General features: G+C 71.0%; 22 protein-coding genes, 1 tRNA gene and 1 pseudogene. 12 read left to right on the top strand and 12 right to left on the bottom strand.

Translation table 11 applies throughout. From position 1 onward, the window contains the following. Positions 1–15 precede the first annotated feature (15 nt). The 3 genes from TN53_RS06405 to TN53_RS06395 all read right to left on the bottom strand — a co-directional run bounded on the left by TN53_RS06405 (position 16) and on the right by TN53_RS06395 (position 3,976). Positions 16–1,497 carry an MFS transporter gene (locus TN53_RS06405; protein ID WP_046257384.1) on the bottom strand — a complete coding sequence of 494 codons (1,482 nt, stop codon included), beginning with the start codon at positions 1,495–1,497 and terminating at the stop codon, positions 16–18. A gap of 86 nt (positions 1,498–1,583) precedes the next feature. Beyond that, positions 1,584–2,735: a sensor histidine kinase gene (locus TN53_RS06400; protein WP_046257383.1), complete on the bottom strand. Its 1,152-nt coding sequence runs from the start codon at positions 2,733–2,735 to the stop codon at positions 1,584–1,586. A gap of 200 nt (positions 2,736–2,935) precedes the next feature. Next, positions 2,936–3,976, bottom strand: coding sequence for a zinc-dependent alcohol dehydrogenase (locus TN53_RS06395; protein WP_046257382.1), 1,041 nt, complete (start codon positions 3,974–3,976; stop codon positions 2,936–2,938). A 365-nt stretch (positions 3,977–4,341) separates the two neighbouring features. Between TN53_RS06395 and TN53_RS06390 the strand changes: the two genes are divergently transcribed. The 8 genes from TN53_RS06390 (at position 4,342) to TN53_RS06355 (ending at position 11,503) form a co-directional block, all read left to right on the top strand. Beyond that, positions 4,342–4,833, top strand: a complete 492-nt coding sequence (locus TN53_RS06390) for a MarR family winged helix-turn-helix transcriptional regulator (protein ID WP_095046330.1) — start codon at positions 4,342–4,344, stop codon at positions 4,831–4,833. Between the two features lie 36 nt (positions 4,834–4,869). Beyond that, complete coding sequence (locus tag TN53_RS06385) at positions 4,870–5,577, top strand: response regulator transcription factor (protein ID WP_046257381.1); 708 nt, start codon at positions 4,870–4,872, stop codon at positions 5,575–5,577. A 282-nt stretch (positions 5,578–5,859) separates the two neighbouring features. Continuing rightward, on the top strand, positions 5,860–6,510 hold the full coding sequence (locus TN53_RS06380; protein ID WP_046257380.1) for a GntR family transcriptional regulator: 651 nt from the start codon (positions 5,860–5,862) through the stop codon (positions 6,508–6,510). A gap of 49 nt (positions 6,511–6,559) precedes the next feature. Continuing rightward, positions 6,560–7,309: a PIG-L deacetylase family protein gene (locus TN53_RS06375; RefSeq protein ID WP_046257379.1), complete on the top strand. Its 750-nt coding sequence runs from the start codon at positions 6,560–6,562 to the stop codon at positions 7,307–7,309. Beyond that, complete coding sequence (locus TN53_RS06370; protein WP_046257378.1) at positions 7,306–8,010, top strand: 4-carboxy-4-hydroxy-2-oxoadipate aldolase/oxaloacetate decarboxylase; 705 nt, start codon at positions 7,306–7,308, stop codon at positions 8,008–8,010. The genes TN53_RS06375 and TN53_RS06370 overlap by 4 nt, the downstream gene beginning before the upstream one ends. 32 nt (positions 8,011–8,042) lie before the next feature. Next, positions 8,043–9,101 (top strand): 4-oxalomesaconate tautomerase, encoded by a 1,059-nt coding sequence (locus TN53_RS06365; protein ID WP_046257459.1) that lies wholly within the window; start codon positions 8,043–8,045, stop codon positions 9,099–9,101. Continuing rightward, positions 9,098–10,048 (top strand): VOC family protein, encoded by a 951-nt coding sequence (locus TN53_RS06360; RefSeq protein WP_046257377.1) that lies wholly within the window; start codon positions 9,098–9,100, stop codon positions 10,046–10,048. Before TN53_RS06365 ends, TN53_RS06360 begins: the two co-directional genes overlap by 4 nt. Before the next feature lie 114 nt (positions 10,049–10,162). Then, positions 10,163–11,503, top strand: coding sequence for an MFS transporter (locus tag TN53_RS06355; RefSeq protein ID WP_046257376.1), 1,341 nt, complete (start codon positions 10,163–10,165; stop codon positions 11,501–11,503). 64 nt (positions 11,504–11,567) lie between these two features. Here TN53_RS06355 and TN53_RS06350 read toward each other — a convergent pair whose 3' ends face one another. The 3 genes from TN53_RS06350 to TN53_RS06340 all read right to left on the bottom strand — a co-directional run bounded on the left by TN53_RS06350 (position 11,568) and on the right by TN53_RS06340 (position 13,934). Next, a complete protein-coding gene (locus TN53_RS06350) occupies positions 11,568–12,308 on the bottom strand; it encodes an MBL fold metallo-hydrolase (RefSeq protein ID WP_046257458.1) in 741 nt (246 codons plus the stop codon). Between the two features lie 95 nt (positions 12,309–12,403). Then, on the bottom strand, positions 12,404–13,321 hold the full coding sequence (locus TN53_RS06345; protein WP_046257375.1) for an alpha/beta hydrolase fold domain-containing protein: 918 nt from the start codon (positions 13,319–13,321) through the stop codon (positions 12,404–12,406). Positions 13,322–13,355: 34 nt separating this feature from the next. Continuing rightward, positions 13,356–13,934: a TetR/AcrR family transcriptional regulator gene (locus TN53_RS06340; protein ID WP_046257374.1), complete on the bottom strand. Its 579-nt coding sequence runs from the start codon at positions 13,932–13,934 to the stop codon at positions 13,356–13,358. A gap of 174 nt (positions 13,935–14,108) precedes the next feature. Here TN53_RS06340 and TN53_RS06335 point away from each other — a divergent pair, with 174 nt between their 5' ends. Both TN53_RS06335 and TN53_RS06330 read left to right on the top strand, forming a co-directional pair. Continuing rightward, on the top strand, positions 14,109–15,551 hold the full coding sequence (locus TN53_RS06335; RefSeq protein ID WP_046257373.1) for an MFS transporter: 1,443 nt from the start codon (positions 14,109–14,111) through the stop codon (positions 15,549–15,551). Between the two features lie 72 nt (positions 15,552–15,623). Further along, positions 15,624–15,697 (top strand) — tRNA-Pro (locus tag TN53_RS06330). A gap of 53 nt (positions 15,698–15,750) precedes the next feature. Here the strand turns inward: TN53_RS06330 and TN53_RS06325 are convergent. The 4 genes and pseudogenes from TN53_RS06325 to TN53_RS48185 all read right to left on the bottom strand — a co-directional run. Next, complete coding sequence (locus TN53_RS06325) at positions 15,751–17,712, bottom strand: right-handed parallel beta-helix repeat-containing protein (RefSeq protein WP_234441520.1); 1,962 nt, start codon at positions 17,710–17,712, stop codon at positions 15,751–15,753. 134 nt (positions 17,713–17,846) lie between these two features. Next, complete coding sequence (locus tag TN53_RS06320; RefSeq protein WP_046257456.1) at positions 17,847–18,626, bottom strand: NPP1 family protein; 780 nt, start codon at positions 18,624–18,626, stop codon at positions 17,847–17,849. Between the two features lie 15 nt (positions 18,627–18,641). Further along, positions 18,642–19,766 carry a chitinase gene (locus tag TN53_RS06315; RefSeq protein WP_046257372.1) on the bottom strand — a complete coding sequence of 375 codons (1,125 nt, stop codon included), beginning with the start codon at positions 19,764–19,766 and terminating at the stop codon, positions 18,642–18,644. A gap of 162 nt (positions 19,767–19,928) precedes the next feature. Next, positions 19,929–20,517, bottom strand: a pseudogene (locus TN53_RS48185) (glycoside hydrolase); the annotation flags it as partial. 102 nt (positions 20,518–20,619) lie between these two features. Between TN53_RS48185 and TN53_RS06310 the strand changes: the two are divergent. Further along, positions 20,620–21,483: an LLM class flavin-dependent oxidoreductase gene (locus TN53_RS06310; protein ID WP_046257371.1), complete on the top strand. Its 864-nt coding sequence runs from the start codon at positions 20,620–20,622 to the stop codon at positions 21,481–21,483. On the opposite strand, the gene TN53_RS06305 is transcribed toward TN53_RS06310, so the two are convergent. Both TN53_RS06305 and TN53_RS06300 read right to left on the bottom strand, forming a co-directional pair. Continuing rightward, positions 21,476–21,772, bottom strand: a complete 297-nt coding sequence (locus TN53_RS06305; RefSeq protein ID WP_046257370.1) for a DUF1905 domain-containing protein — start codon at positions 21,770–21,772, stop codon at positions 21,476–21,478. The genes TN53_RS06310 and TN53_RS06305 overlap by 8 nt on opposite strands. Positions 21,773–21,776: 4 nt before the next feature. After that, positions 21,777–22,580 (bottom strand): hypothetical protein, encoded by an 804-nt coding sequence (locus tag TN53_RS06300; protein WP_159038103.1) that lies wholly within the window; start codon positions 22,578–22,580, stop codon positions 21,777–21,779. A 181-nt stretch (positions 22,581–22,761) separates the two neighbouring features. On the opposite strand from TN53_RS06300, the gene TN53_RS49280 reads away from it, so the two are divergent. Then, positions 22,762–22,884 (top strand): putative leader peptide, encoded by a 123-nt coding sequence (locus tag TN53_RS49280; protein ID WP_323185116.1) that lies wholly within the window; start codon positions 22,762–22,764, stop codon positions 22,882–22,884. The last annotated feature ends 68 nt before the right edge of the window (positions 22,885–22,952 follow it).

The following is a 22,952-nucleotide window of genomic DNA, read 5'->3' as shown; positions in this document are numbered from 1 at the left end:
GGGTGTCGACGTGTCTCAGGCCTTGGCGCCCGTGACCTCCGCCGTCTCGCTCGGGCTGTCCTGCGGCGTCTTTGCCGGGGCAGCGGCGCGCTTCGCCGGGATGAAGGTGGCGATGAGGAAGGCGAGGAGGGCTGCTCCGGCGCCGAGGGCCATGATGACCTTGAAGCCGTTCTCCGAGGGCAGTGCGTAGCCGCCGAAGTCGGTGGTCATCTGGGCGAGGATGACACCGGCGATGGCGCTGGCGAAGCTGGTGCCCAGGGAGCGCATCAGGGTGTTGAGGCTGTTGGCGGCACCGGTCTGGGTGGGGTCGACCGCGCCCATGATCAGGGCGGGCAGGGCGCCGTAGGTGAAGCCGATGCCGCCGCCGATGATGCAGGAGACCAGGACGAGGTGCCAGACCTCCGACATGAGCACGATGTTGAGGCCGTAGCCGGCGGCCACGATCAGGGCGCCGATCATCAGGGTGAGCTTGGGGCCCTTGGCCTTGGTGATGGCGGCGGAGACGCCGGACATCACCATCATGACGAGGCCCTGGGGGGCGAGGACCAGGCCGACGGTGAGCATGGACTTGCCCAGGCCGTAGCCGGTGGCTTCGGGGAGCTGGAGCAGCTGCGGCAGGACCAGGGACATCGCGAACATCGAGAAGCCGAGCGCGATCGAGGCGAGGTTGGTGAACAGCACCTGGGGCTTGGCGGTGGTGCGCAGGTCGACCAGGGGCTCGCTGCTGCGCAGCTCGTAGAGGCCCCAGGCGAGCAGGATCACTACCGAGCCAATGCCGAGACCAAGGGTGCCGGCGGACGTCCAGCCCCAGTCGCCGCCCTTGGAGACCGCCAGCAGCAGGGTCACCAGTCCGGCGGACAGGCCCAGTGAACCGACCAGGTCGAAGCGGCCGCCGGCCCGCACGTCGGACTCGGGCACCATCAGCAGCACGAGCAGGAAGGAGACGGCGCCCAGGACGGCGGAGGTCCAGAAGAGGATGTGCCAGTCGAAGTTGTCGGCGATGAAGGCGGCGGAGGGCAGGCCGAGGGCGCCGCCGACACCGAGCGAGGCGCTCATCATGGCGGTGGACCCGGCGAGCCGCTCGGCCGGCAGTACGTCGCGCATGATGCTGATGCCGAGCGGGATGACGCCGGCGGCCAGGCCCTGCAGGGCGCGTCCGGCGATCATCGGGATCACGGAGTCGGCCAGTGCGCAGACGACCGAGCCGGAGATCAGCAGGACGATGCTGACCAGGAGCATGCGGCGCTTGCCGTACATGTCGCCGAGGCGGCCGACCACGGGGGTGGCGACGGCGGCCGCGAGCAGGGTGGCGGTGACCGCCCAGGCGGTGTTCGACGCCGAGGCGTCAAGAAGCTTCGGCAGTTCGGGGACGATCGGGATGACGAGCGTCTGCATCAGCGCGACGACGATCCCGGCGAAAGCCAGCACCGCCACGACGGCGTTGGACCGCGACGGGGCGGCCCCCGCTGCGGCGGGTCGGGCAAGGGCGTCGGACATGGCAGGGCCTCCGTGAACAGGAAGGATTGCTTGAGTTACTCAACCATAAGCGTATTGCTTGACTTAAGCAAGTTGGCGCTCGGGGGTCATACGGGCAGCTCGGCGACGACCTCGAAACCGCCCTGCGGACGACGCCCCGCACGGACGCGGCCGCCGACCGAAAGGGCACGCTCGCCCATCCCGAGCAGGCCGTATCCGCCCTGGGCCGCAGCGGCGGGGACGCTGCCCTCATTGGTGACCGTGATGCCGAGGAGCCCGGGGGAGTAGGTGAGCCGCACCTCGGCCGAGTGGGTGTCGGCGTGCTTGGTGACGTTGGTGAGCGCCTCCTGCACGATGCGGTACGCGGTGAGGTCCGCACCGGCGGGGAGCGGCTGCGGCTCGCCCTCGCTGACGATGTTCACCGTGAGGCCGGCGTGCCGGAACGAGGCGGCGAGATCGGGCAGCCGGGCGAGCCCGACCGGTGGGCTCGCGTCGGCGGTGTGCCGCAACAGGCCCACCGTCGCCTTGAGTTCGCGCATCGCGGCCGCGGTCGTACCGCTCAGGTCGAGGGCCAGCCGCCCGGCCTCCTCGGGCCGCGCGGGCAGATGCCTGGCGACCGCGCCGGCCTGGAGGTTCGCGAGAACGAGGTGATGGGCGACCACGTCGTGCAGGTCCCGGGCGATGCGGACCCGCTCCTCGGCGACCCGGCGCCGGGCCTCCTCCTCCCGGGTCCGCTCCGCGTCCTCGGCCCGGGCCCGCACCGCGTCGAGATAGGCGGTGCGCAGACGGGCCACCGTCCCGAGAGAGGTGGGCAGCAGCAGCCACGCGGTGGGGCCGAGCAGTTTGAGCACCAGAGGTTCGTCGGTGGGACCGGCGATCAGTGAGGTGATCACGAGGGCGGTGATGGCCGCGCAGGCGGCGGTGTTGGCGGTCCTGCGGTCGGTGCGTAGGGCCAGCGAGTACAGCGCGAGCATCAGCGGCCCCAGCAGCAGAACCGTGAGGAGATACCCCAGCGCGGCCGAGGCCGCGGCGCAGACCAGGGTCACCGCGACCGTCGTACGGGGGTGGCCGCGGTGCCGGAGCAGTGCGAGACACGCGACGCCGGCCAGGAGTACTCCGGGCCACCAGGAGACCCGGAGCTCGTGGCCGGGGAGGGTGACGAGGCTGCCGGGGATCGCGCAGGCGAACAGTGCGGCGGCCATGGCTGTGTCGAGAGGGCGGAGGCGGGAGCCGACGGAGGGCTGGAGATGGTCGATCATGGTGTGGGGTTCCGGTCCGGGCCCGGGGTTCCCGCGGTCGGCGGAAACGCCATGAGCCGATGGCCGTCTACGCGGTTCGGCCGAAGCGCCCCGAAGGGAGGCGGGGCCGCATCACCTATGCGGCTCCGCAGCGTGGGCGCGACCAGCCACGACGGCGCCGCGATTGGCGACGGCCTGTTTCGGCGTCACCGACGGAGCGTTCAGGCCTCGTCGTCGAACGTGACGACGACCTTCTCCGCGGCCCCCGGCGTCAGTGCCAGCTCGAAGGCCCGCTCGACCTCGCCGAACGGCACCCGGTGGCTGATCAGCCGGGCGAACCGCTCGTGGTGCTCGACGAGTTCGGGCGTGACCTCGAAGATCTCGGTCGGATAGCCCTGCGAGGCGATCAGCGTCAGCTCGCTGCGCAGCATCCCGCCGAGGTCGATGGCGTCGGACTTCTTCTGTACGGCGACCATGACCAGCTTGGCGTGCCACTTGGCGTTGTCGACGACGGCCTGGAAGACGGCGGGGGCGCCGGCGGCGTCGAAGTAGATGTCGGTGCCGGGACGGGGCTGGCCGAGGGCGTTGGCGGCCTGGCCGTGCAGTTCCGTCAGCCGTTCGGTGACGTTCTCCGTGGCCGAGTTGATGACGGCGTCGGCGCCGACCGCCAGGGCCGTCTCCAGGCGCTCGGGAAGGATGTCGACGACCACGACGTGCGCCACGCCCCGCAGCTTCAGCCAGATGGCGGCGCCCAGTCCGATGGGCCCGGCACCGAAGACGACGACCTTGTCGGCGGGGATCGCCCCGGAGCGGTTGACGGCGTGCCGGGCGACCGCCATCGGCTCGTTCAGCGAGGCGACCTCGAAGGGGACCGTGTCGGGGAAGACCGTGACGTTCTTGCCGGTCTCGACGCCCTCGACCAGCAGGTACTCGCTCATGGCGCCGTGCGCGCCGCCGCAGCCGATGATCCCGGAGGACACGCCCTGCGGGTTCACCACGACCCGGTCGCCGACCTTGACGTCGGTGACCTCGGCGCCGACCTCGACGATCTCGCCGGCGGGCTCGTGGCCCAGCGGGATCGCCCGCATCGAGCCGTCCGCGCCGGCCGGCATGCCGCCGAGATGGAGGAAGAAGGTGTCGGTGCCGCAGATACCGCAGGCGCGGATCCTGACGAGCGCGTCCGTGGGGCCGGGGGCGGGGCGCTCGACGCCGCGCACGTCGACCTTGTCCTTGGCGGTGAGGACCGACTTCATCGTGGCCATGGAGAGTCTCGCTTTCTGGAGGTACTGCCAAGAGGTGTTGCCGGACTCGGGCGAGTCCTGACAGGTCGGGCGCAAGGGTGACCCGACCGGAGTCGTGGATGTCACCGGGGCCGGCGGCGGGCCGGGGGAGTGGCCCCGCCGCCGGGCCCGGTGACCGCGCCGTACCCCGTCCCCACGGGTCGGGCGCAAGGGGCCGCATCCGCTCAACGCGGCCCCCGGTCCGGGTGTGCGTGGCCGGAAGCGGTCGAGCGCCTCCGGCCCACGCGGACCGGTTTACTTGAGTTAGGCAAGCACGGTTGTATTACTTAAGTCAAGCAACCAACTTCGCATTGCTTAAGTTAGGCAAGTACCTCTAGGGTGGTGTCATGACCGCAGAAGCGCCGGCCTCGGCGACCCTGGCCGAGATAGAGCGAGTGCTCAGCCGGGTCACCTACCTGGCCGGGCGGAGTCGACGGCACGAGCGCCTCATGGCGATGGCCGGGGTGCCGCTCGACCGCGCGGCCGTGGCGATTCTGCGGCACATCGCGGAGAGCGAGCCCCTGCGCCCCGGGGTGCTGGCGGTCCGGCTCTCCGTGGAGGCCTCCCATGTCACCCGCCAGCTACGGCAGTTGGAGCGGCGCGGGTACGTGATCCGCGTCGCGGACCCGGAGGACCGCCGGGCCCAGCGCGTCCAGCTCACCGACGAGGGCCTGGCCGCGATCGGCCGTGTCCGCGAGGTCGGCCGCCGCTACCTCGAACAGGCCCTGGGCAACTGGTCCGACGACGACCTGCGACAGCTGGCCGCCCTCTTCCACCGGCTCGTCCACGACTTCGCCGACCATGCCGAGGCCCCTGTCGGCCCACCCTTCTCCGCCTGACCGTACCGCCGTCCGGACCCCACGATTGGTCTTGCCATGTACGCGCATCTCCTGGAGAAACCGTCACCGCCCCGCGGCGCCGGACAGCACGTTCTGGTCGTCGTGGGCGATCCCGGCGACGCCGAACTGCTCACCACCACCCTGGAGTTGGCCGGATACCGGGTCGACACCGCGGACAGCGGTGCCGAGGGCATGGCACGGCTCACCCGGCAGCGGTTCGACCTGGTGGTCCTGGATGCCGCCCTGCCCGACCTGCCGGACCTCGCCCAGGGCCGCCGGATGGCCCCCGCGGACCGGCCCCCACTGCTCTTCCTCGCCTCCTGCGACTCCCTGCACCGGCTCCTGCCCGAACTCGGCCTGGGCGAGGAGGACTACGTCATCAAACCCGTACGCGTCCCCGAGGTACTGGCCCGGGCACAGGTACTGCTGCGCCGCCGATGTCCCGGGCCCCGTCCCGGGATGCCCGGATACGGCGATCTGGTCCTGGACGACACGACGTGCCGCGCCCGCCGCGGACCCCGGCGGCTCGACCTCACGCCCGCCGAGTACCGGCTGCTGCGCCATCTGCTCGCCAACGCGGGGCGCGTGCTGTCGAAGGAGCAGATCAGTCGGCATGTGTGGGGGGAGTTCCGGGGACACCAGGCGATCGAGAAGCTCGTCTCCCGGCTGCGGCACAAGGTGGACGAGGAGGGGCCCGCGCTGATCCATACGCGCCGGGGGTTCGGGTACTGGCTCGGAGGCTGAGCGCTCCGCTGGAAGCGCAGGGACGAACCTGCGGGCCGGTGGGCCGGAGCGGCATTTGCGTGAAGACACCCGCCACCGCGAGCAGCGCACAACACACGTCCACGCGCCGCCGGGTGGCCGCCAGGGCGAGGGCCGGCGGGCCCGCGACGTACCGGCGGACCGCGACGAGGGCTGGGCTGCGACCATGGGCGACAAGCGTGCCTGCAATAGGGCAGACAAAATTGTTGACAATCTTGTTTGACTGGATTTAGGTTCGACAGGCACTCACTCAGGGAGGGCACGATGCCGAAAGAAGCCCGTCCGAGCACCGGGGAGCAGGCCAAACAGCATGCGCTCGCGCAGCTGCGGCAGGCGATCCTGCACGGCGAGATGGCACCGGCGCAGCGGCTGGTGGAGAACGAGCTCGCCGAGCAGTTCGGTGTGACGCGGGCCAGCATCCGCGCGGCACTCATCGATCTGGAGTCCCAGGGGCTCGTGGAGCGGATCCGCAACCGTGGTTCACGGGTGCGGGTGGTGACCGTGGACGAAGCGGTCGCCATCACCGAGTGCCGCATGGTCCTCGAAGGGCTGTGCGCGTCGAAGGCGGCGGTCGCGGCGAGCGACGAGCAGCTGGTCGAACTCACCGACCTCGGTACGGCCATGTCCAAGGCCGTCGCCGACGGCGAGCCGGTCACCTACTCCGAGCTCAACCACGAACTGCACGTCCGTATCCGGGAGTTCTCCGACCAGCGGACCGCGCAGGAACTGCTGGAGCGGCTCAATGCCCAACTGGTGCGTCACCGCTTCCAGTTGGCGCTGCGTCCGGGGCGTCCGCAGCAATCCCTGAGTGAGCATCTGACCATGATCGAGGCGATCAGGGCCAGGGACCCGCAGGCGGCCGAGACGGCCGTCCGCGCCCACCTCACCAGCGTGATCGAGGCGCTGCGCGACTGATCACGGCGGTGCGGGGCGGGCGCCCACCTGTCACCGAGGAGATTTCAGCATGCCCCAGGCCAACGCGCCCGCCAGCCCACGATCGACACTCGTCATCACCGCGCACGCCGGCGACTTCGTGTGGCGCGCGGGTGGTGCCATCGCCCTGGCCGCTTCCCGCGGCGAGAAGGTCACCATCGCCTGTCTGACCTTCGGTGAGCGCGGTGAGTCCGCCAAGGCGTGGCGCGAGGGCAGGAAGCTGGACGAGATCAAGGCGATACGCCGGGAGGAGGCGGAGCGGGCCGCGGCCACCCTCGGCGCCGAGGTCCGGTTCTTCGACGCCGGCGACTACCCGCTCCTTGCCACCCCCGAGCTGACCGACCGGCTCGTCGAGGTCTACCGCGGCACCCAGCCCGACGTCGTGCTCACCCACCCCGTCGAGGACCCCTACAACGGCGACCACCCGGCCGCCAGCCGCATGGCCCTGGAGGCCCGCGTCCTCGCGCAGGCCATCGGCTACCCCGGCCCCGGCGAGATCATCGGCGCCCCTCCGGTCTTCTTCTTCGAGCCGCACCAGCCCGAGATGAGCGGCTTCAGGCCCGAGGTCCTCCTCGACATCACCGAGGTCTGGGACACCAAGCGCAAGGCCATGGAGTGCCTCGCGGCCCAGCAGCACCTGTGGGACTACTACACCGACCTCGCCGTCCGCCGCGGCGTTCAGCTCAAGCGCAACGCCGGTCCGAACCTGGGCCTGGCCCACAAGACCATGGCCGAGGCGTACATGCGTCCTTACCCGCAGATCGCGAAGGAGCTGGCGTGATGGGCGTGATCGTCACCGACCCGCCGAAGGCGGACCTGAAGGACGTCGACGCGCTGGCACAGTACGGCGTGGCCACCGTCAGCGAGGCGATGGGCCGAACCGGCTTGCTGGGCCCGGGGATTCGCCCCGTTCAGCAGGGGGTTCGGGTCGCCGGTACGGCTGTCACCGTCCTCAGCTGGCCCGGCGACAACCTCATGATCCACGCTGCTGTCGAGCAGTGCGGCGAGGGCGACATCCTGGTCGTCACGACCACCTCGCCGTGCACGGACGGCCTGTTCGGCGAGCTGTTCGCGACCGCCCTGAAGCAGCGCGGGGTGCGCGGCGTCGTCACCGGCACCGGCATCCGCGACACCCAGGAGCTGCGTGACATGGGCTTCGCCGCCTGGTCCCGCGCGGTCTCCTCGCAGGGCACGGTCAAGGCCACCGGCGGCTCGGTCAACGTCCCGATCGCCATCGACGGTCAGGTGATCCGCCCCGGCGACGTGATCCTCGCCGACGACGACGGTGTCGTGGTCGTCCCGCGTGAGCGCGCGGCGGAGACGGCTGTGAAGTCCGAGGCCCGCGAGGCCAAGGAGGCCGCCACCCGCGCCGCCTTCATCGAGGGCCAACTGGGCCTGGACCGCTACGGGTTGCGGGACACGCTCAAGCGGCTCGGCGTCGAGTACCGGTCGTACGACGAGTACACGGGGGAGTCGTCGTGAGCTCCGTGCCCGAGGAGGTGCCCTGTCTGCTGATGCGGGGCGGCACCTCCAAGGGCGCCTACTTCCTCGCCGCCGACCTCCCTGCCGAACCCGTCCTGCGCGACGACCTGTTGTTGCGCATCATGGGCAGTCCGGACGAGCGGCAGATCGACGGTCTGGGCGGTGCCCATCCGCTCACCAGCAAGGTGGCCGTCGTCTCGCCGTCCGCCGATCCGCAGGCCGACGTCGACTATCTCTTCCTCCAAGTTGTCGTAGACCGCCCCGAGGTGAGTGGCCGTCAGAACTGCGGGAACATCCTCGCCGGAGTCGGCCCCTTCGCCGTCGAGCGCGGACTGGTCCCGGCGGGGGAGGAGCTCACCCGCGTCCGGATCCGCATGGTCAACACCGGCGACCACGCCACGGCGACCTTTCCCACTCCGGGCGGCCGGGTCGACTACACCGGCTACGCACAGATCTCCGGAGTGCCGGGGACAGCCGCTCCGGTGGTCATCGAGTTCCCGGCCGGGGCGGGCGAGCTGCTGCCCACGGGAAGCGTCCGCGACGAGATCGACGGCGTCCAGGTGACCTGCGTGGACAACGGAATGCCCACCGTGCTGATCGCCGCCGGCTCGCTGAAGGTCACCGGGTACGAGTCGCCCAAGGACCTGGAGGAGGACCCGACGCTCGCCGACCGGCTGCGCCGGATCCGCCTGGCGGCGGGCCGGCTGATGGGCCTCGGGGACGTCTCGGGCACCACCGTCCCCAAGCTCACGCTCCTTGCCCCGCCCCGCGAAGGCGGCGCGGTCACCACCCGCACTTTCATACCGGTGCGCTGCCACACCTCGATCGGTGTGCTCGGCGCGGCCAGTGTGGCCGCCGGGCTGCGGATCGACGGCGGCGTGGGGGCGGATCTCGCGGAGCTCCCTCCCGAAGGCGACCGGATTCGCATAGAACATCCCACCGGATTCCTCGACATCGAAAGCAGCCTCGGGACCACCCCCGAAGGCCTCCCCACCGCCCGCCGCACGGCCGTGGTCCGCACGGCCCGCAAGCTCTTCGACGGCACCGTCTTCCCCAGGGCTGCCGCACGACCCCAAGGAGGTCACCGATGACTCCGCCGCTCGGCGACATCGCGCACATCGGCCACGCCCAGCTGTTCACCCCGGACCTGGACGCCAGCGTCGGCTTCTTCACCGACTACCTGGGCCTCACGGTCAACGGACAGGACGGCGACACCGTCCGTCTGCGGACCTTCGACGACTACGAGCACCACAGCCTGGTCCTCACCGCCCGCGAACAGCCCGGCCTCGGCCGGCTCGCCCTGCGCACCTCCAGCGAGGAGGCCCTCCATCGCCGTGTCGAAGCGATCGAGGCGGCGGGAGGCACCGGAAAGTGGGTCGAGGACGAACCGGGTATCGGCCGCCTCTACGTCACCACCGACCCGGACGGCCATGAACACGCCCTGTACTGGGAGAGCGAGCACTACCGGGCCCCCGAGGAGCTCAGGCCCGCGCTGAAGAACCAGCCGCAGGCCAAACCCAACCGGGGCGTGGGCGTGCGGCGGTTGGACCACATCAACTTCCTGGCCGCCGACGTGCTCGCCAACGCCGAGTTCCAGCAGAACCTCCTCGGCGCCCGGCCCACCGAGCAGATCCGGCTGGACAGCGGGAGGATCGCGGCGCGCTGGCTGACGTACACGAACAAGTCGTACGACGTCGTCTACACCTCGGACTGGACCGGCAGCGCCGGACGGCTGCACCACATCGCCTTCGCGACCGACACCCGCGAGGACGTCCTGCGCGCCGCCGATCTCGCCATCGACAGCGGTGTGTTCATCGAGACAGGCCCGCACAAGCACGCCATCCAGCAGACGTTCTTCCTCTACGTCTACGAGCCGGGCGGCAACCGCATCGAGCTGTGCAACCCGCTCACGCGGCTCGTCCTCGCGCCCGACTGGCCGCTGATCACCTGGACCGAACAGGAGCGCAGGAAGGGGCAGGCCTGGGGTTTGCGGACCATTGAGTCGTTCCACACCCACGGGACGCCGCCGGTGGTCTGAGCTGGGCAAAGGGCCGCCCGCCAATGATTGTCGATGGGATTGTTGACAAAAACGTTGACTCTTGGCGGGTGGCTCCTTAGCGTCTGGCGCACCAAGCACGAGAGGTAACCAACGATGTCTTCCTCCCCTTCCCCTTCCCCCTCCCTGTCCGCTCGCGGCAGCAGACTGGCCTTCCTGGTCGTCGGTCTGTGCTGGCTGGCCGTGCTCTTCGACGGCCTCGACATGTTCATCTACGGCTCGGTGCTGCCGCACCTGCTGGAGACGAAGACCTTCGGTCTCACCGCCGATCAGGCCGGCGACCTCGGCTCCTACGCCACCTTCGGGATGCTGATCGGCGCGCTCACCGCCGGCACCGTCGCCGACCGCGTCGGCCGCAAGAAGCTCATGGTTGCCTCCGTGACCCTCTTCTCGCTGGCCTCCGGCGTCTGCGCCATGGCGGGCAGCGTCGAGGTCTTCGGCCTCGGCCGCACCCTGGCGGGCATCGGCCTCGGCGGCCTGCTGCCCACCGCCATCAGCATGGTCTGCGACTACGCCCCGCGCGGCCGCGGCGCCCTCGTCATCGGCCTGCTGATGACCGCCCACCACGCGGGCGGCATCCTCTCCGCCTACGTCGCCAAGTGGCTCATCGACCCCGTCGGCTGGCGCGCCGCGTTCTGGGTCTGCGTGCTCCCGCTGCTCTTCGCGCCGGTGCTCGCCAGGTTCCTGCCCGAGTCGCTGAGCTTCCTCGTCGCCAAGGGCCGCACCGAGGAGGCCCGCGCGCTGGCCGAGCGGTACGACGTCGAACTGCCCGCCGCCAAGGGCGGAAAGCAAGCCGCGGCCGAGCGCTGGAACTCCCTGCTCAACCTGTTCCGGGGCGGCGAGTGGATCCAGACCCTGCTGTACTGGCTCGCTTCCTTCGGCGGACTGCTCCTGGTCTACGGCGTCGCCACCTGGCTGCCCACGCTGATGCGCGCCGAGGGCTACGAGCTCGCCAACGCGCTGACCTTCGTCGTCGTCTTCAACCTCGGCGGCATCGTGGGCATGCTCGTCGCGGGCCGGGCCGCCGACCGCTTCGGTGCGCCGCGTATCTCGGCACTCTGGTTCGCGCTGACCGCCGCGGGCGTCTTCCTGCTCAGCGTCCACATGCCGATGGGCGTGACCATGGTGGTCGTCTTCTTCACCGGAGTCTTCCTCAACAGCGCCCAGACGATGATCTACGCGACGGTCTCGATCGCCTCCACCCCGGACAGCCGTGCCACCGCCGTCGGCTGGACCTCCGGCATGGGCCGCTTCGGCGCCGTCTTCGGCCCGTGGCTCGGTGGCCAGCTGCTCGCCGCGGGCAACGGGGAGTTCGGCTTCACCGCCTTCGCGATCGCCGGACTGTCGTCCATGGTCTTCATCGGGATCGCCGCACTGCGCAGCTCCAAGCCGGCCGCGCGCAGCGGTGCGGACCAGGAGCTGGTCGGCGCTCACTGACCGGGTCGGGGGGAAGGACGGAAGCCGGTCACCGCATGCGCTGCGGAGACCGGCCTCCGGCATGTCAGAGGTCCACGACGAGGTCCGGGGCGGCGATGTCGAGGGGGTCGGCGAAGGCTTCACCGGCCGCTTCCAGAGCCGCCCCCGGGTCGGTGCCCGGCCACAGGTGGGTGAGCAACAGCCTTGCCGCACCCGCCTGATGGGCGTACCGGCCTGCCAGCCGTGCGGTCAGCAGATAGGGCTCGTCGGCCTCCGGAACCTTCTCCACGTACGTCGCCTCCGACAGGAACAGATCGGCCCCGGCGGCCAAGTGCTCGATGTCGGGGCTGGGGCCGGTGTCGCCGGTGTAGGCGAGCACCGCGTCGGCTGTGGCGAGCCGGATGCCGGCGTTGGGCACGAAGTGCGGCAGGAGCCAGGTGTCGGCTGTGAACGGGCCGATGCCCATGCGGTCGCCGGGGGTGAACTCACGGAGCTCGTAGGCGCCCGCCAGCATGCTCGGCTTGTCCAGCGCCAGAACGGCGTCCGCCGCGCCGTGCGGTGCGAACACCGGAAGGGATGGCGGCGGGTCGTCGCTCAAGCCCCGTGCGCGCAGCAGGGGATTGAGGTCGGCGCAGTGGTCGGGATGACCGTGGCTGAGCAGGACGGCGTCGACCTCGTCGACGGTGCCGTGTCTCAACAGCCGGGGCAGCGAGGCGTATCCGGGATCGACGAGCAGCCGGAACCCTTCGTGTTCGACGAGATAGCCGCTGCACGCCTGGTCTGCGGTGGGCCAGGCGCCGCAGCCGCCGAGAACCGTGAGTCGCATGCAGCGGACCATAACCGGCGGGCTGGGGAGGGGCGTTGGGATTTTCGGAGGCTCAGTCCTTGCCCATCTGATCCAGCCGGTGACCGTTTCGGCGGTCAGCCGACGGCTTCCCGCACATGCCGGGCAATCAACGTGTACGTCTCCCGCGCCTTCACCTCGTCCTTGCCGTCGTAGCCGTGGTCGGCGCCGGTCACGTCATGGTGCCCGGCGAGCGCGCCCACGGACCGCAGCCGGTCGGCGTAGCTCTGTGCCTCCGCCTTCAGGAGGTCGTACTCGGCCGTGACGATCAGCGCCGGGGCGATGCCCTTCAGGTCGGCGGTGTCCGACGGGTGCGCGGGGGAGGCGAGCCGGTCGCGGCGCAGCCGTACGTCCGGGATGTACGAGGTGTCGAAGACGTCGGCCATCCAGGGCCGCAGCATCGGCCGGGCGACGGCCGCCTTCTTGTGCCGGGCGCCGGTCGCCAGGTCGAGCGGCGGGTAGTGCAGGACCTGGAGGGCGATCCCGGGGCCGGCCTCCTCCAGCGCCTGGCGGGCCACGGCTGCCGCGAGCCCGCCGCCCGCGCTCTGCCCGCCCACCGTGAGCCGGCCGCCGTCCCAGCCCTGCTCGGTGCCGTGCTCGGCGACCCAGCGGACGACCTCGTAGGCCTGCCGGGCCGGCGCCGGGAACGGGTGCTGGGGGGCGACCACGTAGTCCACGTTGATCACGACCACGCCCGCCTCCGCGGCCAGGAACCGGCACAGCGGGTCGTCCAGCTCGGTCAGCGTCATGACGTATCCGCCACCGTGGAAGTTGACGTGCACCGCAGGCGTCGCACCGTCGGTGACGGTCGGCAGATAGACCGTGGCGCGGGCCGGGGCCATCGACGTCGGGATCGTCAATTCCCTTACCCTGCGCGGGAATTCGGGGAAGCGGGCGTACGACGAGCCGGCCAGACGCCGGCCGGCCAGCCGGGTCGTTCGCTGCATCGCGATGGCCGCGAGGGCGGCGATCGGGGGTCGAGCCAAGAGGGACATGCGGCCGAACTTACTTGAGTCAGGCAAGGAGAAGCTAGGCCTTCGTGCGCACGCCGTCCAGGGCGATCGACATGACCCGCCTGCGCTGGGCGTCGTCGTCGAAGGACGTAGCGGTGATGCCCGCGACCATGCGCAGCAGCTCGACGAAGTCCATGTCCGTGCGTGCCTCGCCGGCCTGCTGGGCACGGGCGAACAGGGGGCGGCCGGCCGCGTACATCGACTCGCGGCAGGCGGTGAAGATCTCCGACTCGTCGTTGAGGGCCTCGCGGACGGCCCGCTTCGTGACCATGTAGCCCGCGAACCGGTCGAGCCATGCGGTCAGGGCGTCCCAGGGCTCCCGGTCGGCCACTTCCTCGGCGACCCGCACCAGGGTGTTCACCTCGTCCGCGTACACGGTCTCGAAGAGATGGCGCCTGGTGGGGAAGTTCCGGTACAGCGTGCCGATGCCGACGCCCGCCCGCCGGGCGATGTCCTCCAGGGAGGCCTCCGCCCCGTGCTCCGCGAAGGCCTCGCGGGCGGCGGCCAGCAGGGCGTCGTAGTTGCGGGCGGCGTCCTTCCGGGTGGGACGGCGGGCCGCGACGATCTCGCTGACGGGGGACGACTGGGCGGTCACGGAAGCCTCCCGGGGCTGAAACGGAGGTCAACCTCCGTTCCGGGTTGAAGCGGAGGTGAGCCTCCGCTAGAGTGGAGGCGTGCCTCCACTTTATCAGTCGAGGTGCGTCCCTGCCCTTTCCGCGACCGCTTCCCACGAGGCTCCGGCCGCACTCTGTGTTCGGAGAGGCTCTCCATGCCCCGCAAGTCCACCCGCCTCACCTTCGCGGTCCTCGCGACCGGTGCCGGCGTGTTCGCCATGCTGCAGTCGCTGATCGCGCCGGCCCTGCCGACCGTCCAGCACGCACTGCACACCTCGCAGTCCACCGCGACCTGGGTGATGACGGCGTATCTGCTGTCCGCCTCGGTCTTCACCCCGATCCTCGGCCGCATCGGCGACCTGATCGGCAAGAAGCGCACCCTCGTCGCCGTCCTGCTCGTCGTCCTGGCCGGCTGTCTGCTCGCCGCCCTCGCGCCGAACATCGGCATGCTGATCGTCGCCCGGGTCGTCCAGGGCGTCGGCGGCGCCCTGTTCCCGCTCTCCTTCGGCATCATCCGCGACGAGTTCGCCCCGTCCGAGGTCCCCGGCAGCATCAGCAACCTGTCCGCCGTGATCGCCGCGGGCGGCGGAGTCGGCATCGTCGCGGCCGGACCCATCGTCTCCGCGCTCGACTACCGCTGGCTGTTCTGGATCCCCGTCGCGGTCGTCGCGGCAACCACTCTGATCGCCCTGCGCTACGTCCCCGAGTCACCCAGCCGGGCCGAGGGCAGGGTCAGTTGGCTCGGCGCCGTCCTGCTGTCGGCGTGGCTGGTGGCCCTGCTGCTGCCGCTGAGCCAGGCGGGCACATGGGGCTGGGGGTCGGCCCGGGTGCTCGGCCTGTTCGCCGTGGCCGTCGTCCTGTTCGTGCTGTGGCTGCTGGCCGAGGCCCGCTCGCGCTCCCCGCTGATCGACCTGCGGGTCATGCGACTGCCCGCGGTGTGGACGACCAACACCGTCGCGTTCCTCTTCGGCGCGGGCATGTACGCGCTCTGGTCCTTCCTGCCGGCCTTCGTGCAGACGCCGAGCTCGGCCGGGTACGGCTTCGGCGCGAGCGTCACGACCTCCGGACTGCTGATGCTGCCGATGCTGCTGGCGATGTTCTGCTCCGGCATCCTCAGCGGCCGGCTGGCACCCGTGGTCGGCGCGAAGGCGCTGCTCACCACCGGCGCCGCGCTCGGCGCGGTGGCCCTCGGATTCCTCGCCCTCTGGCACGCCGCGCAGTGGCAGATCGCCGTCGTCGCGGGAGTGTTCGGCCTCGGCATCGGACTGGCCTTCGCCTCGATGGCCAACCTGATCGTCGGCAGCGTGCCGCCCGAGCAGACCGGCGCCGCCACCGGTATGAACGCCAACATCCGCACCATCGGCGGCTCCATCGGCGCCGCTGTCACGAGCGTCCTGGTCACCGGCCGGCTCCAGCCCTCCGGGCTGCCGTACGGTTCCGGCTACACCCACGGCTTCACCCTGCTCGCGGCCCTGTGCCTCGCCGCCGCCCTGGCCGCCCTGCTGGTGCCGGTCCGCCGGGCGGGCCGTGCGACCGGGACGGCGCGGGCCACGGGCGAACCGTCGGAGGCCGGCCGGCCGACGGCCGTACGCGGCTGACGTCCGCCGTCGTCACGTCCATGCGGTAGGGTTTACCTGCGTGTTCCCGCGGTTCGTCCGGGGGAGTCGCACCGGGACGTGGCGCAGCTTGGTAGCGCACTTGACTGGGGGTCAAGGGGTCGCAGGTTCAAATCCTGTCGTCCCGACGGTGTGAAGGGCCTTCGCGGGCAGCAGCCCGCGAGGGCCCTTCGTCTTTCCCTCAGCGCAGGCCCAGCCGCTGCCGGTACCGCGGCAGCGGTCCGGCGTTCGCCAGTACGGCGGCGCAGCGGGCGTCGGCCGCGCAGGTCTGCCCGGGGTCGCGCGGGGACAGCAGGGTGTTGCCGGTGAACTCGAGGTCGTGCGGGTCTCCGCACCCCTCGTCGGGGTGTGCCTCGTCGGCCGGCGGCCACGCCCCGGGGAAGTCCCGCCGCTCCAGCCATGAGGGCACCGCGTCGTCCCAGAAGTTGCCGCGGTAGCGCACGTTGCGGACGGGGCGGTCGCCCCACTCCTCGCTGCATCCGCCGATGGCGGCGACATAGTCGTAGACCGCGTTGCCGTCCACGGTGGTCCAGTTGGTGCTGTCGTCGGTGTAGATCCCGACGTTCCACTCGCCGTACTTGCTGCTGGTCACCGCGTTGCCGCTGAGGACGGCGCCGTCGGCGAACGAGGTGCCCTGTTCGCCCCGCAGGTAGATGCCGCCGCCGTCGGCCAGGAGCCGGTTCGTCGCGAAGACGCGGTTGCCGAGGATGCGGTTGCCGCGCATGATGCCGCGCAGGTCGTCGGCGGGACCGGACAGGATGCCGGTGTAGGGGACGTGGTCGACCTGGTTGTGCGCGATGGTGGTGTGCTGGGTCGCGGTGTCCCAGATGGCGGAGGCGGCGTGGTACTCCGCGCCGATGTGGTGGATCCGGTTGTTGGTGATCCGGTTGCCGCGGTCGGTGCCCTTCTGGTCCGGCGGGACCACTCCCATCAGGATGCCGCCGTCGGAGACGTCGTCGATGAGGTTTCCGTCGATGGTGTTGTACGAGCTGTTCCGCGACAACTCCAGTGCCTGGGCGCCGAGACGGGTGAACCGGTTGCCCTCCAGCGTGATCCGCTCGGCGGCGCGGAAGGCGACCGTACCGGGCACCGTCAGCAGCCGCGCGTCGTCGCCCTTTCCGGGCCGCAGATACATGCTCCACGCGGAGGCGAACCCGGCGGGCTCGCTGGGCGCCAGCCAGGTGGCGTCCGCGAACGTCAGACCCCGCAGGCCGATGTCGTGCAGGGGGCGGCCCGGTCGGCCGGTGCCGGTGACCAGGTTCTCCAGGACCGGGGCGATCACCTCGGCGCGGCGCATGTCCTGACCGGGGCGCGGGAAGTAGAGCAGCTCGTGGTGACCGGGGCGGGAGCGGTCGAGGTACCAGCCGCCGGGCTCGGGCTCGAAGCTGGGGGAGTTCTCGACAGCCGTCGGTGAGGTGAGCAACTCCGGTCCGCCGTACAGGGCTTGGGCCAGGTCCCAGCAGGGCTGGTCCATCGTGATGGCGGTGCCGGAGACACCGGCGACTCCGCAGCGGCCTTCCACATAGCCGCCGCGGTAGACGAACTCGATGTCGGCGGGGTTCTTCCAACTCCGCGGCACGGCGCTGGTGGTGACGTAGCCGCTCTTCGTCACCCTCAGCGTGCCGTCGAAGCCGGCGCCCTCGCGGGAGAGCCGGGTGGCGCGGCGCCCGTCGACGTAGAGCTGCCGGGTCTCCAGACCGCCCACGTCCGCGCGCCAGAACCCCCGCCGCCCCGGGTCCGGTCGCCAGCCGGAGATCCGCCGGCCGCCGCTGAGGGTGACCCGCTCCTGCCGCGGGGTCCCGTAGCCGTACGCCTGGTAGATCACCCCGGAGTCACCCGCGGCCTCCGACAGCCGCAGCGGCTCCTTGAGGGTGTACGTCCCCCCGCGCAGGTTCACCACCAGGCCGGACGTCCTCCGAGGTGCCCGGGCGCGTGCGGCCTGTTGTGCGCGTGCCGGGGTGGCGAAGGGGTGGTCCAGGGTGCCGGGCCAGGAGTCCTCGCCCCACGGGGCGACGTACAACTGCGGGCCCGCTGCGGGCTGTTCGGCCGACGCCGAGGTCGGCAGGACCGTCATCGCCACTGTCATCGCCAGCGCCACCGCGGTCGGCGCGCCCGCTCTCGTCCGATGGTGCAGGATCACCATGTTTCCCCCAGGGTGAGTTGTGTCTTCACCCTGGGGGAAGCGGGAGATGGCGGGCATCGGGCGATCGTCGCGGGAAGAACCATCCTCGGATGGCACGGACGGCTACCAAAGTAGGCGGACCACTGCCATGCCTGTCATGCGTACGGGTCGAACGCGATGCCCGAGGGCTTCGAGGCGGCGAGGTGGTACGGCAAGTCGCCGTCGTCGATCTTGAGGGTCGCCGAGCCGAAGTCCGCGCCGGTCAGCTTGTCGCGGTAGCCGGCCGGATAACCGTTCCAGCCGACGAGCCGGGGGAAGAACCATGTGCCGGTGGCGTTCTCCGCCGGTTCGTCGTTGCTGTTGGCGAAGCGGAAGCAGTGGGTCGAGATGCCGTCCTTGTGGTAGACGATCTTCGGGTGGGTGCCGTCGAAGCGGACCGCCGAGCGGGCGGCCACCTGGTAGCCGCTGTGCTGGGACACCGACACGTACCGGACCTGGTCGTCGTTGACCCACACCACGACATGCTCCCAGTCGTGCCGGTGTCCGATGGCCGCCGGGCCGAGCGTCGCCTGGTCCTTCTCGAAGTAACTGGCGTACATCACGGCACACCAGCCGTTGTTGCACTTCGCGCGTGAGTAGGTGTTGGCGTTGGCCAGTTGGGCGGGGTCGTGGCACTTGCCGTTGACATCGCCGCCGAGCTTGAGGCCGGGGTTGAGGGTGCCGTCGGCGCCGATCGCCGCGGTGGCGTAGCAGCTGTCGCGGTCGTAGTCGTACGCGGGGGAGAAGGTCTGCTCCAGGCCGTCGGCGTTCTGGGGGAGCAGGGTCAGCACGTCCGCGTGGGCGGTGGACGGGACGGCCACGAGGAACGTCAGCGCGCCGAACGCGCCGAGCAGCGCCTGGGCGAGGGGTCTGAACCGGAATGTCGACTCGGGCATCATCGCGCCGCCTTGTCAGCAGTAGAGGTTGGCGCCCGGCGCGACGCCGAGGATCGAGGTGAACCGGTTGTAGGCGTCGACGCGGCTCTGCACCTGGGCCGGGTTCTTGCCGTCGCACTCCAGGGAGCCGTTGATGCTGCGGATCGTCTGCCCGAAGCCGGCCTGGTCGACCATGGCGTTGTGCGGGGTCATCGTGCCGGGTCCGGACTGGGTGTTCCAGTACCACAGCCCTGTCTTCCAGGCCACGGCCGAGTCGTTCTGCACCAGCCAGGGGTTGCCCAGGAGATCGATACCGAGGGCGTCGCCCGCGGCCTTGTAGTTGAAGTTCCAGCTGAGCTGGATCGGCCCGCGGCCGTAGTAGGCGGCCTGGCCCGCCGGGCAGCCGTACGGGCGGCTCCAGTCGCAGTAGGTGGGGTAGTTGGCGGTGTTCTGCTCGACGATGTGGACCAGTCCGCCGGTCTCGTGGTTGACGTTGGCCAGGAACGCGGCCGCCTCCTGCTTCTTCACCGTGTCACTGCCGGTACCCGCGAACCCGGGGTAGGCGCTGAGGGCCGCGGTGAGGCCGCCGTAGGTGTAGAAGGAATTCCTGTTCGGGAACATCTGGTTGAACTGGGCCTCGGAGACGACGAACCCGGACGGCGTGGTGCCGCCCCCGCTCGCGGGCGCGTTCCACTTCTGGTTCGCCCCGCCGGAGCAGGTCCAGATCTGCAGCCGGGTGCCGTTGGCGCTGCTGTTGTCCCGGACGTCCAGGCACTTGTTCGCGGCCGGATTGACGATGTCGCGCGCCGCGGTGACCACCCACTGCTGGTTGGCGCCGCCCGAGCAGCCCCACAACTGGACCGCCGCGCCGTCGGCGGTGCCGCGGTCGACGACGTCCAGGCACTTGCCGAGCGCGCGCAGGGTTCCGTCACCGGAGTTGGACCAGGTCTGGGCACCTGTTCCGTTGCAGTCGTAGAGCTGTACGGCGGTGCCGTCGGCGCTGCTCGCACCCGCGACATCGACGCACTTGCCCGCGAGACCGGTGATCGAGCCGGTGGCGGCCTGGGCGGGCGTCGCGGTGAACAGGGCGGCGAGGACGGCCGAGAGTGCGGCGAGGACCGTGAGCCGGGTACGGGACCGTATGCGATCGGAGAAGGGCATGGCTGAGGACGCTCCTGGAGTGTGTCGGGGGGTGAGTGCGTCACACGTGGCGTTGCTGACCCGTGAAGCTAAAGGTATGGACCAGTCGCGTCAAGAGTTGAAGTAAGTATTGAAGTAGGCGAGTTGAGGCGTCCGGGACCGCCGCCGGCGCGGGCTGACCGGTCAGCCGAGTCCGCGGCAGTAGAGGGCGTCCGGCGTGCGGGACGAGCCACCCGGCGCGTGTACGCGATTCCGGCCGCGTACTCGTCGTCCGCGCACTGCCCCTTGTACCGGCCGTCCGCGAAGTCGCCGCCCCTGGGGGCCGTGCCCCTGTTGTCGCCCCGGTCGAACCAGACGGTACGACCCCTCGCACCGAGCCTTTCGGGTGCGGCGGCCGCGCACAGGGCGGCGGAGACGGCGGCACCGCGGACGCTGTACCCGATGAGGAACTGCCCGTCGGCGCACTGGAGTTTGGTGTACCCGGACGCCCAGTCCCGACCCGGCGCGACATACCGCTCGTCCGCGACCACCTCGTGTCCGCGGGCCGGATCCCACAAGGCTCCGGCGGACACGTCCGAGCACAGCCCCGATTGCCGGTGTGGCCGAGTCCGAGCAGCCGCTGCCCGTCGGGGCAGACGGCCTTGCGGGCGCCGGAGTCCCAGTCGGGTCGCGCCCGCATCCGCCGTGACGCGACGAAGTCGCCGTGGTCGGGACTGAGCATGGACCAGTCCGGTACACGGGTCACCGTCCGGATCCGGCCCGGGGCGGCCACCGGTGACTTCCGGCCGGTTGGCCTGTGCGCACCCGTCCCGCGATCGCGGCAGGCGAAGGCATGATTGCGTCGACCGTGCGTTCCCTATGTACGGAGGCACACATGGACATCGGAATCGGCCTGCCCAACACGGTGCCCGGCACCGGCCCTCAACTCCTTCTCGACTGGGCCCGGCGGGCGGAAGAGGCCGGATTCAGCACCCTCGGCACCATCGGACGGCTGGTGTACGGCGGTTACGAGGAACTGATCGCCCTCACCGCCGCGGCCGCGGTGACCAGCCGGATACGGCTCACCACCAGCGTGCTGCTGGCGCCGCTCTACACGAACTCCGCGCTGCTCGCGAAGCAGGCCGCCTCGCTGGAGCGGATATCGGGCGGCCGTTTCGTCCTCGGTGTGGGGCTGGGAGCCCGGGACGACGACTACGCGGCCGGCGGCGTGTCCACGCAGGGCAGAGGCCGGCGCCTGGACGAGCAGCTCGCCGAGATGAAGCGCGTCTGGGCCGGAGAGGAGTTCGGGTTCGCCGGAGCGATCGGGCCCCGCCCCGGGCGCGAGGGCGGCCCCGAACTCATCCTGGGCGGCTCCACGGAGGCGAGCTTCAGGCGCGTCGCCGAGTTCGCCGACGGCTGGATCATGGGCGGCGGTTCGCCGGACACGTTCGCCGAGGCCGCGGCCGGCGTCGACGCAGCCTGGCGGAAGGCGGGGCGCGCGGGCACGCCGCGCAAGCTGTCGCTGGCCTACTTCGGGCTGGGCCCCGAAGCCCGCACGCAGGCGGACGCCTACCTGCTGGACTACTACGGCTTCCTCGGCGACTTCGCCCGGCAGATCGCGGACAGCGCCGCGGTGAGCGCCGAGACGGTCACGTCCTACGTCGACGCGTTCGCGGCCGGCGGTTGCGACGAACTCATCTTCGTCCCCACCGGATCGGGGCTCGACCAGGTCGACCGACTCGCCGAGGCGATCACCTGAGTCGGAGCAAGACGGTCAGCCGCACGGAGACGTCGTCGCCGGCCGCGATGCTCTGCGGCTTGCGTACGGCGTTCTTGAGCGGCAGCAGATAGCAGCCGTCCCTGGGGAAGAGCGACGTCGTGAAGGCGGTCGCGCCGATGCGCGCCTCGACCGGGATCACCCCCCAGCCGTAGGAGGCCATCGCGGCCACCTCGCGGATGTCGGCGGACTCCTCGTCCGGAACGGGGAGGAAGTAGTAGGGCGCCGGACCACGCCATTCGATGACACGGCCGGTGAAGGAGAGCTCCATGAGGTCATTGTCCGGCCCGGAGCTCCCGGTGCAGCCGTCGCGTCCAGGGGTGGCCCCCGCCGAGAACGCGCGTGAAGAGGGGCAACAGCTCGACGAGCCGGGTGTCCCCGGCCGACGCGTTCCGGTGGTGCCGGGTCAGTCGGCCCACGTGGAAGGCGTTGAGGAGGGTGTGCGGGTGTTCGTGGCCGAGGGCAGCGGTGCGGTCCTCGAGAAGGGTGGTGAACAGGCTCAGCGAGTCCCGGGGTTCGCCCTCGGCCTCGGTCCAGCCCGCGATGTTGTGGCGTACGGCGAGGGTGTGCGGATGGGCCGGGCCGTTGACCCGGTGCTCGTCGTCGAGGAGGGCGCGGCATTCGGCCAGGGCTTGGGCGCGGGCACCGTGGGCTGCCGTCCAGTAGGCCGTGTTGTGGCGGGTCAGGAGGGTTTCCGAAGCCTCCGGGCCCAGGATCCGTTCGGTGTCGCGATGGAGCCCGGTGTACTGGAGGGCGGCGTCCCGGGCGTCGCCCGTCTCTCCGGTCCAGCGGGCGAGATCGTCGCGCAACAGCCGTAGGGCCCGGTGGTCGCGGTCGTCGAGTCGCTCCCGGTACACGTCCAGCAGGTCCTGGGTCTGCTGTCTGGCCCGCGGGGCCCGGCCGCACACGCCTGTCCAGTACGCGACACCGTGCCGTACGACGAGGGTGAACCAGGCGTCGTCCCCGAGCCGGGTACGGCAGTCCGCCTCCAGCCCGGTGAGCAGCCGCAACGCGGCGGCGGCGTTGCCCGTGGCGCCGATCGTGGACGCGTTCAGATGGCGCTCGCGCAGCAATGCCATGGAGCCCGCCCCCGCCTGCTTCGTCGGCCGCGCTCCCAGAGTAGCCAGCGGCGCGCGTCCCCAGAAGGTGGCCGACCGCACGTCCCGGACCGCGGGTGACCGCCTCGTGGACGCCCTCTTGACGTCGTCGCGCGGCCGATCGACACTCCGGATGGGAATCCTAGTGAACAGGTAGGGAAACATGAGGCGCCTTGAGTCGGCAGTGGGCCGAGTGAGCCGTACCTCTCGGCCGTCGCCTCTTCTGACCTCCCGCCGCCACATCGACCTGCAGCGCGTCTGCAGTGCGATCCGCCGGCTCGGCTGAGCCCGGCCCGTCCCCGCGCCCCGCCGCGCACCCCCTGTCCTGGCCCGACGTCGCTTCCGCCGCGCGTA

Origin of the sequence: Streptomyces sp. WM6386 (genome assembly GCF_000972385.1) — a bacterium.
Taxonomy (GTDB): domain Bacteria; phylum Actinomycetota; class Actinomycetes; order Streptomycetales; family Streptomycetaceae; genus Streptomyces.
The sequence above is the reverse complement of the archived record's forward strand: the minus strand, read 5'-3'. Positions and strand labels throughout refer to the sequence as shown.

What these genes read in the sequence shown, in the direction of transcription:
- TN53_RS06335 (WP_046257373.1), top strand. Translation starts at nt 14,109, where the DNA reads ATGCCCCGCAAGTCCACCCGCCTCACCTTCGCGGTCCTCGCGACCGGT.
- TN53_RS06300 (WP_159038103.1), bottom strand. Translation starts at nt 22,580, where the DNA reads ATGGCATTGCTGCGCGAGCGCCATCTGAACGCGTCCACGATCGGCGCC.
- TN53_RS06360 (WP_046257377.1), top strand. Translation starts at nt 9,098, where the DNA reads ATGACTCCGCCGCTCGGCGACATCGCGCACATCGGCCACGCCCAGCTG.
- TN53_RS06320 (WP_046257456.1), bottom strand. Translation starts at nt 18,626, where the DNA reads ATGCCCGAGTCGACATTCCGGTTCAGACCCCTCGCCCAGGCGCTGCTC.
- TN53_RS06400 (WP_046257383.1), bottom strand. Translation starts at nt 2,735, where the DNA reads ATGATCGACCATCTCCAGCCCTCCGTCGGCTCCCGCCTCCGCCCTCTC.
- TN53_RS06375 (WP_046257379.1), top strand. Translation starts at nt 6,560, where the DNA reads ATGCCCCAGGCCAACGCGCCCGCCAGCCCACGATCGACACTCGTCATC.
- TN53_RS06395 (WP_046257382.1), bottom strand. Translation starts at nt 3,976, where the DNA reads ATGGCCACGATGAAGTCGGTCCTCACCGCCAAGGACAAGGTCGACGTG.
- TN53_RS06310 (WP_046257371.1), top strand. Translation starts at nt 20,620, where the DNA reads ATGGACATCGGAATCGGCCTGCCCAACACGGTGCCCGGCACCGGCCCT.
- TN53_RS06305 (WP_046257370.1), bottom strand. Translation starts at nt 21,772, where the DNA reads ATGGAGCTCTCCTTCACCGGCCGTGTCATCGAATGGCGTGGTCCGGCG.
- TN53_RS49280 (WP_323185116.1), top strand. Translation starts at nt 22,762, where the DNA reads ATGAGGCGCCTTGAGTCGGCAGTGGGCCGAGTGAGCCGTACCTCTCGG.
- TN53_RS06345 (WP_046257375.1), bottom strand. Translation starts at nt 13,321, where the DNA reads ATGTCCCTCTTGGCTCGACCCCCGATCGCCGCCCTCGCGGCCATCGCG.
- TN53_RS06365 (WP_046257459.1), top strand. Translation starts at nt 8,043, where the DNA reads ATGCGGGGCGGCACCTCCAAGGGCGCCTACTTCCTCGCCGCCGACCTC.
- TN53_RS06315 (WP_046257372.1), bottom strand. Translation starts at nt 19,766, where the DNA reads ATGCCCTTCTCCGATCGCATACGGTCCCGTACCCGGCTCACGGTCCTC.
- TN53_RS06325 (WP_234441520.1), bottom strand. Translation starts at nt 17,712, where the DNA reads ATGGTGATCCTGCACCATCGGACGAGAGCGGGCGCGCCGACCGCGGTG.
- TN53_RS06355 (WP_046257376.1), top strand. Translation starts at nt 10,163, where the DNA reads ATGTCTTCCTCCCCTTCCCCTTCCCCCTCCCTGTCCGCTCGCGGCAGC.
- TN53_RS06385 (WP_046257381.1), top strand. Translation starts at nt 4,870, where the DNA reads ATGTACGCGCATCTCCTGGAGAAACCGTCACCGCCCCGCGGCGCCGGA.
- TN53_RS06350 (WP_046257458.1), bottom strand. Translation starts at nt 12,308, where the DNA reads ATGCGACTCACGGTTCTCGGCGGCTGCGGCGCCTGGCCCACCGCAGAC.
- TN53_RS06405 (WP_046257384.1), bottom strand. Translation starts at nt 1,497, where the DNA reads ATGTCCGACGCCCTTGCCCGACCCGCCGCAGCGGGGGCCGCCCCGTCG.
- TN53_RS06380 (WP_046257380.1), top strand. Translation starts at nt 5,860, where the DNA reads ATGCCGAAAGAAGCCCGTCCGAGCACCGGGGAGCAGGCCAAACAGCAT.
- TN53_RS06390 (WP_095046330.1), top strand. Translation starts at nt 4,342, where the DNA reads ATGACCGCAGAAGCGCCGGCCTCGGCGACCCTGGCCGAGATAGAGCGA.